Source organism: Pseudomonas sp. CLCA07, from assembly GCF_053615335.1.
Genome location: NZ_CM132131.1, coordinates 409,004 through 421,297 on the forward strand (window position 1 = coordinate 409,004; position 12,294 = coordinate 421,297).

The following is a 12,294-nucleotide window of genomic DNA, read 5'->3' on the forward strand; positions in this document are numbered from 1 at the left end:
CACCAACATAACAATGAGAGTCAGTGGCTATTAATAAAGTCGGAAAGGAAACCTGTTGGTCAAGAAACGAAATATCATTTTGATTGAGGGGCAAGCGCTTTAGCCGATACATGCCAGACTCCAGATATCCGTTGAGTTACAGGGTTTTCCAACCGAATTATCACGATGATCAGGGAACCAAATCGATGGTAAAAAATGCAAAAGTCGAATCAGAAAACGAGACTTTTATCGCGCAGGAGACTGAGGCTTTGGTCGAACCAACCCCTGCTTCCGATGTGGTTCGCAATGGAGTCTGGCGCACACGGATCAGTGTCCGGGCGCGCGAACTGAGTCGCTCGACCCAGTTTGTCATTGCCGCTACGGTGATCCTGGGACTGACCATGTTTTTCGTCGGCAATCTTGTGAGCGAACGAATAGAAAGTGCCGCGGTACAAAGCGCGGCAGAAGCAGCCGCTCAGTACATGGATACGTTTCTGGAGCCCTATGTGCAGGAGATGGGCCGGGAAAACGGCCTCTCGGCTGAAAGTGTCCAGTTCCTGGACCGCCTCACGGAAAGTCGTTCGCTAAAACAGCACATTGTCTCGATCAAGATCTGGCGAGCGGATGGAACGGTGATCTACGGCACGAATAAAGCCATCACCAACCGCAAATTCCCACTGGATGAGATCACCGAGGCACTCAAGGGCAAAGTGGTCACCGATCTTCAAGACCTGAGCCAGGATGAGAACGAGTTCGAGCGCAACCTCAACCTGCCGCTCTATGAGATTTACGCGCCCCTGCGGGATTCAAGCTCCGGAAAAATCATCGCGGTGGGCGAATTTTATGAAAAGGCCGATAGTCTGAAGCGCGAGATCAATCGGGTCCGACAGCAGGTATGGGGGGTCGTGGGCGCCGCAACGCTGGCAATGCTGACGCTGCTTTTCTTCATCGTGCGACGCGGTGACAAGATTATCCAGCAACAACAAGTTGCACTGCGCTTACGGTTGCAGGAGCAAACCCGTTTGCACATCAGCAATGCCGAACTCCAGCGCAAGATGGCAACGGCTACCCAGGAGTTTTCCCGGGTCAACGAGCTCACCTTGCGGCGCATTGGCGCAGACCTGCACGATGGGCCGGCGCAGTTGTTGACCTTGATTCTGATCCGGCTCGATGACCTGGCCGAAAACTGCTCGGCTGTCGATCAAGAGTCGATGGAAACCATTCGTGGCGCCGCCACCGACGCATTGCGTGAGGTCCGCGATTTGTCACGAGGTCTGGCACTTCCGGAAATCAACGACCTGAGCCTGGTGGAAGAGTTGCAACTGGTGGCGCAACGGCACGAGCAACGTACCGGCACCAGGGTCACCTTAACCCTGGGGCCGCTGCCAAAGGTCACACCGCTGCCGCTCAAACTCTGTTTGTACCGTTTTGTGCAAGAAACCCTCAACAACGCTTACCGTCATGCCAACGGCGAGGGTCAGGTCATCCAGGCGCAATACATTGATCAGGTATTGAATATCAGCGTCAGGGACAGTGGTCCGGGCATGGAGACGGACGCCATGCAGCTCGATACATCCGACAGAACCCGGTTGGGGCTCGCCGGTTTGCGTTATCGCGTTGAATCTCTGGGCGGGTTGTTCAGCATCGACTCCTGCGCCTCTGGTACGTCGGTCAATGCACAGTTCAAACTCTAGTCAGGGGCCGCTTTGGGCATCCATTGGTGTATTCCCTGCGCCGATGTGAAGTCGCCCCACAGCTTCGCGCTCCCTGTAATGCCGCAGGGCCGTGACCGCTTCGACACGATTTCGGGCGTTCAGCTTGTGCATCACACAGCCCATGTGGTGCTTGACGGTTTTTTCGCTGATCAACAGCTTTGACGCAACCTCCCTATTGGTCAGCCCCTTTGAAACCTCACGAATGACCTCCTCCTCGCGATGGGTCAGATCAAACGTGTGATTTTCCGCTTCGTGTTTCTTGATGTTATTCAGCAGTTTGTTGGCAAACTCGGGTGTGACATACGTTTTACCCTTGGCAACCAACCTGATCGCCTGGACCAGTTCCGGTCCGCTGACACCTTTCAACACATATCCTCGCGCGCCGGCCTCCAGCGCCAAAAAGGCGTCATTTTCGGATTCTGAAACCGTCAGCATCAGCACCTTCACATCCGACAGTTCAGTGGAAATGAACCGCACCGCGGCGAAAACATCACCCGGCATATTGACGTCCATCAGCATTACATCCGGACGCACCCTCTGGGCGATATCCCTGGCATCTTGCGCACTGGCGCCCTGCTCCACGACCTGAAAATCCGCCCGTTTTCTCAATGTATTGGCAACGCCCTCACGCAACATCGGATGGTCGTCGGCAATGCCGATGCGAATGAATGGATTCATGACGCGCTCCCGAAAGGATTAGCACTCGAACAATCATTCATTAATAGCAGGGAACCCGGGATGATGCCGATCACCAGTCGTGTTTCCCAGGCTCCTGGCGTTCGAATATCAGACTTAGGTCGGATAAAAGTCGATCGTCAATAAGCAATCATGATTACAAGACTCTATACATTTATACCCCAACCCATTGTTTTAAAAGGCCGCTTAAAACCTCAAAAAAAGACAGCTTCATAAAACCCGGATCCATCTTTCATCCGACCAACAGCCGCCCTCCTACGCTTAGGCACAACTTCGCTTAGCCCCCACAATCGCACCCTGTATTGGGGGATATTCCCCGTCATCGGGGCTTTCATCCTGGCTTCTCATACGCCTGCTTAAAGCCAGCAGACAAGGGGGGGGGCGTGGCGTAGAGCCATTAGTCACTTCCTGTCAGTTTTGGCGGGAAATATGCATCGTCCCTATCCCGGCTCGAAATCAAACGTTTTGCCAGCTGGGCTAGAAGCAGTGGCTCGTTGCCCATGTATTGCCACGCGCTTCGAGAAACCAGTCAGAGGTGTTTGCGATGAAACTGGATACCGGAAGGTTGAATCCTAGTTCCTTGTCAAAAACCAGGCTGGCGCTGAGTATCTCTGCTGCCGCGATCATGTTGGGGCTGGGCTTGTCCCAGACCCAGGCAGTCCCCCTCGACAACACCGATCCACCGCCTCCTACCGACCCATCGGCGTTCACCAATCCGCCCGCCGACCCCGACGCCGCATTGCGGGACTTGCTCAAGCTGCCTCCCGCAAACGTCGGCGCCTTCGACTTACCCAATGGTGTGACCGGAAACCGCCAGACCCCCTTGGTCGACAATGTGCTGCCACCCAATCTGCAACCCAGCTTCAATATCCCCACTAACGGTAATGCCAGCCCGGTGTTCGGGGCTCAACCGTTCTCGCAGAAGCTTGAACTGTTCGAGGAGTTCGGCTCGAACAAACTGGATGCGACCGACCCGCCATCACCTGTTCCGTTTCCGGTCCCGACGGTGGGCCCCGCACCGGCGCAAGATCCATTGAAGGTGGCACGTAGCGGCCCGTCGCCGGATGCGCTGGACGCCTTTCTCAGGCAGCCAGCCTTGACACCCTTCCCGACAGAGTTCTCCAATGTACTGGACCGCAACCCCTGGAAGGCGCAGATCGAGGATTTCCTCAATCGACGAGTCGATTCGCCCGCAGAAGGCCGGCCACCGGGAAAAGGCTGGTCGCACCAGCGTTTCAATGAGTTTTTCCCGCGCGACGCCTTCAAGACTGTGCAAGCCGGCGCGCACGTCAACAGTGGCTTACGTGATCGTATGCAACGGCATAACTACGCCGTGGGGGAATTTGCGCCAGGCGGGCTCTATCACAACACCAGCGGCGACCCGGCCAACGAGGGCACAACCAAGGGCATTCAAGTGCAGTTCCACCCCAACTTCCCTGTCCAGGACCATAATGCGTTGTGGACATTCGACGGCACCTTTCCGCCCAAACTGCTTCTAGTGCGCTATGGCCAAGCGATGCTGATGCGTCATTACGATGCCTTGCCCATTGACCCATCGGCCAACCGGGGCTTTGGCCTGCACACCCTCACCACCCATGAACATAACGGCCACTCGCCCGCGGAAAGCGACGGCTTTGCCAACGCGTTCTTCTTCCCGGGTCAGTACTACGACTATCGCTGGCCGATCCAGTTGGCCGGTTACGACTCCATCAATACCAGCGCTGAGGATCCGCGTGCGGCATTCCCGTGCGACCCCGGTGAGATCCTGTTCGTCAACGACGCCATCCCCGGCTTCAAGACCTGCAACAACGGCACCATCAAGATCCGTGGCGACTGGCGCGAAACCATGAGCAGCCACTGGTTCCACGACCACATGCTCGATTTCACCGCGCAGAATGTCTACAAGGGCAATGCCACGATGATGAACTACTACAGCGCCGTGGACCGTGGCAACGAGTCGGTCGACGACGGGGTCAACCTGCGCTTGGCCAGCGGTTCGGCACTGGGGTGGGGTAACCGCGACTATGACGTCAACCTGACGATCGCCGACAAGGCCTGGGACCAGACCGGCCAGTTGTGGTTCAACCCCTTCAACACCGACGGTTTTCTCGGTGACCAGGTGCTGACCAACTGGGAGTACAAGCCCTTCCTGGACGTACGTGCCCGCCGCTACCGTTTCCGCATTCTCGACGGATCGGTTTCTCGTTACTTCAAGCTGGCGGTGGTGCGTCAGGTCAATGGTAATGGTGGCGAGTTTCCTGGCCCGAAAAGCTCCGGGGTTTCCTATAACCGGGTGCCGTTCCACATGATTGCCAACGACGGCAATATCATGGAGCACGCGGTGCCGTTCGATGGCAGCCTGGACCTCGATGGCGACGGCGACACACAGGACCATAATGCCATTCTGCCGATGCTGGGCGTTGCCGAACGCTATGACATCGTCATCGACTTCGCGAAAAACGGCATCAACCCAGGCGACAAGATTTTCTTCGTCAACATCGAGGAGCATGAAGACGGCAAGCGCCCCAAACGCGACATTCCATTGGCGGATGTACTCTCCGGGAAGTACCTGCCCGTTGTCAGGCAAACCAGCCACGGGCCACAGTGGGTCAACGGTGACCCGGGCGTGGGCCTGTTCCTGCAACTGAACGTCCAGCCTTACACCGGCCAGGACGTGAGCATGAATCCGGTCGACTTCGAGCCCGCCAAACCTGGCAAGCCCGAGGGCAGGTTCATGATCCCCCTGCCTTTGAACCGTGATGACCCTGCCGATATCGCCCGGCTTGCCCAGGCGCGGCACCGCACCTTTATCTTTGGCCGCTCCAATGGCACGGATTTCAAGCCCTGGACGATCAAGACCGATGGCGGCGAAGGCTTCGGCATGGACCCGCGGCGGATTTCAGCCGCGCCACAACTGGCCACTGGCCCGACACCGGCAGGGTTCAAGGGTGAAGGCACGCTGGAAATCTGGAAGATCCAGAACGGCGGCAATGGCTGGACTCACCCGGTGCATGTGCACTTCGAGGAAGGGATCATTCTCACTCGAGGTGGCAAACCGCCGCCAGAATGGGAAAAAGGCGCGCGCAAAGATATCTACCGTGTAGGCCGCGATTCCGACAGCCTCGACGATGTCGAAATGGCCATACGCATCCGTGAGTTTGCCGGTACCTACATGGAGCACTGCCACAACACACAGCATGAGGACACGTCGATGCTCCTGCGCTGGGACTCTGAGCACCCGGGCCAGTTCCAATTGATGCCCACACCATTGCCCAGCTGGGACGGCGTAAAATTCGTGGCCTCGGTTGCGTTACCAACATTCCGTACGGGAGATGGTGTCGGGCCACAGCCCAATGTCAACAATGACCCGGAAGATAGCAGCGGCAGCGGCAGCAGCAGCAGTGGCAGCGGCAGCAGCAGCAGCAGCAGCAGTGGCAGCGGCAGCAGCAGCAGCAGCAGCGGCAGCAGCAGCAGCGGCAGCAGCGGCAGCAGCAGCAGCGGCAGCAGCGGCAGCGGCAGCGGCAGCGGAGGTAAAGGCAAAGGCTAGCGTCGTCTATCAAACGGCTGGTTTTGTCGTCAGCAAACGAAAAAAACCGCTTATATGACCGTTTCAATCCCAAAGCCGCCTGTCATCACAGTCGGCTTTGGGTTGTTGATTCAACCGGTCAATTCAGCAGATTGGTTAAATCTTTCAGCGGCCGCTAATCGTAGAACGGCTCAACCGACGCCCGACTGCCGACAAAAAAACTATCGGCAACCAGTCGCAGCGGCTGGAGGTCCAGGTCACTGGCTTTGTCGTCAATCAGCTGTTGAAAATGTCGATACACCGCCGCGTACTCACCTTCCTCCGATACGGCTTGGCGCACGCCGTCAATACTCAACAGTGCTCCACCATTGTCCAGTCGCAGGATGCCTTCGGTGCAGCGAATCTCGATGCTCCAGAGTTCCTCATGACCGTGGTCGAAATCGAACTCCGCGCGGACATCGAGGTGGCGCGCATCAGACATTTTGATGGAAGCGGCAATAGGCGACTGGCAGTTGCTGGGGACTCGCAGTTCGGCAGACTCGACAAACAGCGGCAACGCCAGCAGATGGGTTGCAATCGATAAGGCATTGATGCCGGGATCGAAGACGCCCAAGCCTCCGGGCTGCCAGATCCATGCCTGGCCGGGGTGCCACTTGCGCACGTCTTCCTTCCAGTCGATCTGTACGCTTTGCAGGGTACGGGTGGCCAGCCAGTCACGGGCGGCTTCGATACCGGGCGCGTAGCGTGAATGCCAGGCGAACAAACCACTGACACCTTGCTCCTCTGCCTGATTCACCAACGCCATCGCTTCACCCAACGTGGCGCACGGCGGTTTTTCTACCAGCACGTGTTTGCCAGCGGCCAGCGCTTGTTGCACCAGAGCAAATCGCCCTTGCGGCGGTGTGCAAAACGCAATCGCATCGATGTGCGGGCCGTTTTCGAGCAGCTCGCTCAGGGACTGAAAATTCTCTACCCCGGCGCAGGGCTGCCCTTGCGTTGCGACAGACACCAACTGGAACGCAGGGTTGGAGTTGATCGCTGGAACGTGTTGATCCTGGGCAATCTTGCCGTAGCCCACCAGGCCGAGACGGATTGGTTGCATCAATGACTCCTGTTTTTTTTCTTGTCTTGGTACGCGAATCGGCAAGATTACGTTTGTATAGCGGGGAAGTCATCGATGGCGTGCCAACGGTCCATCCAGCCGGCGAACTTGAGTACTGCTATCCCTGTTAATGCCCGATTTTGATCGACCGCCGCCCTCCAAATTCCACGCCATCACAAACCTGTCACCGGCGCCTGCTAACGTCCTCATGCTCCCCGCCTACCTCACATTCCATCGTCCCTGTACCCAAGTTTCCTCGACCCAAGGTGCCACTCAAGGTGTACTCACCCCCGACACGCCAGCCAATCATCCTCAGATCCAACGACATGCGCTGCGATGACTTTGGCGCGCTGTTCTCGACCATGTTCGGCAACCGCTACTCCGATACGCCGCCCCCACCTGCCGACATCATCATCGGGGGCGTCTACGGCAGGCATGAAGGCGTCAGCTTTCGCAGGATGCATTACCGCGGCGACTTCACGGTGGTCTTTCCCGATCCCCATGATGAAATCACCTTCGTCATTCCTACTGCCGGCAAGATCGTCTTCAATCACACGACCGAATCGGTGGGCGTCACCCACGTTGGCCTGGCGATCGACAAAGCCGATATTCGCTCGATGCATTTTCTCGACAATCATGCCCAGCACGGGATTTCGATCAGACGCGCCCACCTCACCGAGCGACTGTCGACGTTGCTGGAAAAGCCGGTCCTGGAAAAGCTGCACTTCCAGCCGGTGGTAGATTTGAACATCCCGGCTTTCCAGGGCATCAAGGCCTTGATCGATCTGGCGACGGGCACTGAGTTCGGCCTGCTGATCAACGAGGGGACGCTGATGCCTTCGCGTCTTCGGGAAATGCTGATCGACGCGGTACTGGAGGCCTGGCCGCACAACTTCACGCGAGCCCTTCGGCGCCCTGCTCCGCTGATAGCGCCACGGCATGTGAAGCGGGCCGTCGAGTACATTCAGGATCATCCCAATCAACTGGTCAGCGGCACGGATCTGGCCCGGCTGAGCAACATCAGCCAGCGCGCGTTGCAGGAAGGTTTTCGGCGTTTCGTCGGCGTTTCGATTGTTACCTATCAACGGCAAGTGCGGCTGGAGCGAGCCTACGATGCGCTTGCGCAGGATGTCCCAATGTCGGTGACCGAGGTGGCCTTGCGATTCGGGTTCAGCAATGTCGGCAGGTTTTGCCAGTACTTCCAGAACGCCTATGGTGTCAGTCCCGCTGATTTGAAATCAGGGCGCACGCGAGCCCGATGCTAACCGGTTCGTCCTGCATAAAGCCAAGGCCGCCGAATACCGGCGGCCAGAACCCATGCCGCAGTGTTAGAACGAATAACTGGCGTTGATGCCACCGCTGAAGCCGTGACTGTCCCCTCCGCCGCTGGCTCCGATTTCGCCCCCAAGGCTCAGCGGGCCGATATTGGCCATGAGATTGACCCCGGCGGTGAACTGATCCCGGTTATCAAAGGCTGCGCGTTGTTCGACATCCAGACCCAGCAGGTGTCCTTCGCTATAGACTTCGTTATCGCCCAGCACATGCTCATAACCCACCTGAACACCCGGCACCAGTTGCCAACTACCCATGCCGACCGGGGTAAATGACACATTCAGATTGGCCACCGCACTGCGCCGGGTTTCATTGATATCGTCGACGTCGAGCGCCAGCTCGCTGCCCTTCTCCTGGAAGCCGGACACGTTCAGGTGACTCACGCGTACGCCGAGGCTCGGTTCGAGGATCATGCCACTCACCGGCACACGATAGCCCAGCGCCAGGGTTGCACCGGAGAGATTGCCATGGCTGTCGCCTTTGGCCGTCCCCAGTCCGCCACCGAGGTCGCGCTTGCTTTCGTAGTCTAGCCAGCCAGCGTTGGCATCGGCGTCGACAAACAGGCCGCGCTCCAGGCCGTCCGGGGCATAGCGGGTGCCGGCGGTGAGAAAGGTCCAGTCAGTGTCCACCTCACCGCCCGCCCCGCCGACATTACCGCGACTGTATCCGAAACCCGCGTGGGCGCTGAGTTGTTCGGTGAAGCGCTGCGTCAGGCCGATCATCAACCCTTGGCTGTGCTCGTTGCTGCTGGCGGTTTCGGACGAACCATCGGTGCCCAGATAGCCCGCCAGTGCAGTGCTCCACAAACGGTGTTGGCCGATCTTGAGATCTGTGCCGCTGGTGAAGGGCGCAGCGGCCCGGTCGATCATCGCCCCCTGGCGCAGCAAGTAGCTGGCAGCGTCGGCGTGCACCTGGCCACCGACAGTGGACTCGACACCACCAAGGGTGCCGGCATCAATCGCCGATTGCAGGTAATAGTTGTAGTCGCTGTAGGTGCCTGACAGGTTGCTGTTCTGCAGCTGTTGCAGCAACTCGGCACCCGCGGCGGCGTTGCCGAGGAGGCCTGCCTGGCCAGGCAGGCTGTTGTAGAAAACCATCTTGCCGCGCAGCACGTAGATGGTCTCCTGGGACAGGCCAAGGCCTAGCTTGAGGTAATTGTCCATGCTGCCGTACTGCGCGGTGACCTGATCCAGACTGGCTTGCAAGAAACTGGCTTCCACGCCGAGGAGCGGCGCATAGATCGCGGCCATGCTCGGTGGCATGGCCGCCAGCGTCGCCGCCACGCGCGCGGCAGTGTATTCGTTGGTGGCAAGGTAGTCGCTCATGATGGTGGCGCTGTCGACCCCGGCAATGCTCAGCAGCACAGCGGCGATCCAGCCCGTCCGATCTTTGCCGGCCGTGCAATGGAACAGTGCGGCGCCGTCAACGCCGGCCAGTTCATTGAACAGCGTGTTGAATTGACCGCGCACCCCCGCATCACTGACGAATGACCGGTTGATGCCCTGCATCATGGCGATGGCGTCGGCGGCACTTTCGATCGAGCCCGTGGGGAGGTTTGAACCGGACGTGGCGTTGCCAAGAATGTCGATGTTCAAATAGCGAGCACCGTTGGGCAGGGTGTCAGGCGTACCGGCGATTTCGCTCGGCGTGCGCAGGTCGTAGACGGCTTTGATGCCGAGGCCATTCAAGGTGCCCAGATCCGCCGCCGACGGGGTCAGCGCGTTGGAGCGGTAGAACACGCCGCTACGCATCGTGCCGTCGTTAGCCGTGGAATACGCGGTGGTGGTGCCGGCGACATCGCGCAAGTTGTCGATGCTGCTCAAGCGGGGGGTGTCGAGGGAGTTGGTCTCGGCAGCCTGGGCAGCCGCGATAGACAGGCTCAAAACGGACAGTGAACACAGAAGACGTGAAAACACGGTGCAGCCTCATTTATACGCATTGGGCTGACCACTATCTGTAATGAAGAAATACCGAATATGACAGATTGCCGACGGATGAAAATCCGTGCGCGATAGGTCCGGATAGCGCGCTTTTGGTCCGTATATCCCTATGGCAATTGGCCGTGCAAAACTCTCTCGCAGAGGGTAGGCAAAGATTCCCACCTACCACTCTGGACAAAACTCCCCACCGAAGAAATCGAACTGACCTCAAGCGTACAGCAGACTTTGCAATTGAGTCTGCTGCACTTCCCGGTCAGCCGTTATGGATGATCAGTGCGACTTTTTGATACCGACCTACCGGTTTTGCTCAAACCTTTCGAGTTGTGATCTCCCGGAGTCGAGGCAGCAATGGCGCTGGCTTTGCTTACACCGTGAGTATCTCTGGAGTGGGCGATGCCAGAAGTCGTTTGGCCATGACCGCGATCACTATTGTGCTCACTGCCGTAGTGATTTCCGCTTTCACCATGATCGCGAACGGCCCTGCCGGCATGATCACTGCTGAGCCCATTGCCGCGGCCGTTACTGTGAGTGCCGCCGGAGTGATCGGAACCGCTGTGACCAGCGTGACCAGCGCCTGTACCGCCGCCATGGCCACCGCCAACGCCGCCTCCGTGGCCACCACCACCTCCAACGCCACCTCCGCCTCCGTGACCGCCACCACCACCGGCGCCACCACCACCACCACCATCCTTCGCAAAGGCGGAGTTCATGATAGACAGGTCAGCAGGGAGTAATGGGGCGGCTGCAAGCATCAGGGCGCAGGACATTACAGCAACGAGACTCTTGTTTTTTAAAAGCATGATTGCTTCCATAAGGTTGATATCGCGTGTGTTAAGACGCATCAGACCCCAGACAGTTCAAGTCCTGCGACAGACGGAATGCAGTGCACCCTACTGCGCCGCATTCGCAATTCAAGCATCAATCAAAAGCACCGTTGAGCACTTCGTAAATAAGCCCGGTTGCCAGTGCAACCAATATCAAATCGGTGCCCGCTTGTTGCCATTCATATCCCTCATAATGAGGCAGTGTGCCGACTAACCGACCGTCCAGTTTTTTGGCAATCCCCGGTGGAAGTGGCTTGCCTCGCGCAAGGTTCTTTTGAATGCCAGGTGGCAGTGCCGGTCCGGGACTCCAGTAGTCCCGATACCCATTAACAATCCCCAGAACGCTTGCGTGATTGATGCTTGGGCCGTTATCCCAGTCACTGCCACTGGAATGCTTGCCTTTACCTCCCTGGTTGCCTTGAGCCTCGCTGTTATGTGGGTTTCCCTTGCCGTTTCCCTGGCCCTTTCCATTGCCAGGGTCAGCTATTGCTGTGGCTGAGCCGCAGAACAGTGCAAGGCATGTAACGGTTGCAATCAATGAGCGAAATCTGAACATCTGTCTTTCCTTCATCTTGACGGGACATCTCTTTGAATTTAGCGCTTCGCTGCAACAGGTACACGGAATTTCGCGCGGACAACATCAGAGCGGCGATTAATGAGCTATACCGGCTAATCACCCGTGCAGTTCTTCGACACAGGAGTTTGGCCATGAAGCTCAGACACTCACTTGCAGCGCTACTGGTCAGTGCAACCCTCTTTGGCTGCGCCACATCATCAACCCCTAGTGTGAACGTTCCTTTGATTGCCACGCAGCGCAACGCCGGTCAGATCGGCAATGTAACGTTGACGAGCTTCGAAAATAAAACCGGATTAAATTTCTTCATCAGCGGTGCTCCAATGGGTGTCACCCTACCCTTGCGCCTCTACACCTTCGTTTATAAAGGCAGCTGTCAAAAACCCGGGGCGGTCGCCTATTCGATGAACGAACAGGTCAACACCGAACGCCAGCCCATACGCGGCTGGACATTATCAAGAACCGCGCCTGTAGAAATGTCGGTTCTGCTTTCCGGTGAGTACTCCATCCTCGTGCGCACGGCACCGTCGGATGGCAACGTTGATATCTATTGTGGGGATATCAAGCAAGGTGTCGCGACGAAGTAGCCACGATCCTTGGGATTCG

The 12,294-nt window shown here is 57.7% G+C and carries 9 protein-coding genes; 4 read left to right on the forward strand and 5 right to left on the reverse strand.

What is annotated here, in order from left to right:
- The first annotated feature begins 185 nt into the window (after positions 1 to 185).
- Complete coding sequence (locus tag ACWGZX_RS01940; RefSeq protein WP_452628951.1) at positions 186 to 1,673, forward strand: sensor histidine kinase; 1,488 nt, start codon at positions 186 to 188, stop codon at positions 1,671 to 1,673.
- Here the strand turns inward: ACWGZX_RS01940 and ACWGZX_RS01945 are convergent, their stop codons facing one another.
- The gene (locus ACWGZX_RS01945; protein ID WP_452627065.1) at positions 1,674 to 2,372 is read right to left on the reverse strand and encodes a response regulator; all 699 of its coding nucleotides are present in this window, start codon (positions 2,370 to 2,372) and stop codon (positions 1,674 to 1,676) included.
- Positions 2,373 to 3,015: 643 nt separating this feature from the next.
- Between ACWGZX_RS01945 and ACWGZX_RS01950 the strand changes: the two genes are divergently transcribed.
- Positions 3,016 to 5,937 carry a multicopper oxidase domain-containing protein gene (locus ACWGZX_RS01950; protein ID WP_452628952.1) on the forward strand — a complete coding sequence of 974 codons (2,922 nt, stop codon included), beginning with the start codon at positions 3,016 to 3,018 and terminating at the stop codon, positions 5,935 to 5,937.
- Between the two features lie 154 nt (positions 5,938 to 6,091).
- Here the strand turns inward: ACWGZX_RS01950 and ACWGZX_RS01955 are convergent, their stop codons facing one another.
- Positions 6,092 to 7,018: a Gfo/Idh/MocA family protein gene (locus ACWGZX_RS01955; RefSeq protein ID WP_452627066.1), complete on the reverse strand. Its 927-nt coding sequence runs from the start codon at positions 7,016 to 7,018 to the stop codon at positions 6,092 to 6,094.
- Between the two features lie 326 nt (positions 7,019 to 7,344).
- Between ACWGZX_RS01955 and ACWGZX_RS01960 the strand changes: the two genes are divergently transcribed.
- Positions 7,345 to 8,283 carry a helix-turn-helix domain-containing protein gene (locus ACWGZX_RS01960; RefSeq protein ID WP_452628953.1) on the forward strand — a complete coding sequence of 313 codons (939 nt, stop codon included), beginning with the start codon at positions 7,345 to 7,347 and terminating at the stop codon, positions 8,281 to 8,283.
- Between the two features lie 63 nt (positions 8,284 to 8,346).
- On the opposite strand, the gene ACWGZX_RS01965 is transcribed toward ACWGZX_RS01960, so the two are convergent.
- From ACWGZX_RS01965 to ACWGZX_RS01975, 3 genes are all read right to left on the reverse strand, one after another.
- The gene (locus ACWGZX_RS01965; RefSeq protein ID WP_452627067.1) at positions 8,347 to 10,266 is read right to left on the reverse strand and encodes a tyrosine-protein phosphatase; all 1,920 of its coding nucleotides are present in this window, start codon (positions 10,264 to 10,266) and stop codon (positions 8,347 to 8,349) included.
- Between the two features lie 284 nt (positions 10,267 to 10,550).
- Entirely contained in the window at positions 10,551 to 11,090 is a 540-nt protein-coding gene (locus ACWGZX_RS01970; protein WP_452628954.1) for a hypothetical protein, read from the reverse strand.
- 118 nt (positions 11,091 to 11,208) lie between these two features.
- On the reverse strand, positions 11,209 to 11,670 hold the full coding sequence (locus ACWGZX_RS01975) for an anti-virulence regulator CigR family protein (RefSeq protein ID WP_452627068.1): 462 nt from the start codon (positions 11,668 to 11,670) through the stop codon (positions 11,209 to 11,211).
- A 152-nt stretch (positions 11,671 to 11,822) separates the two neighbouring features.
- Between ACWGZX_RS01975 and ACWGZX_RS01980 the strand changes: the two genes are divergently transcribed.
- Positions 11,823 to 12,275, forward strand: coding sequence for a hypothetical protein (locus ACWGZX_RS01980; RefSeq protein ID WP_452627069.1), 453 nt, complete (start codon positions 11,823 to 11,825; stop codon positions 12,273 to 12,275).
- The last annotated feature ends 19 nt before the right edge of the window (positions 12,276 to 12,294 follow it).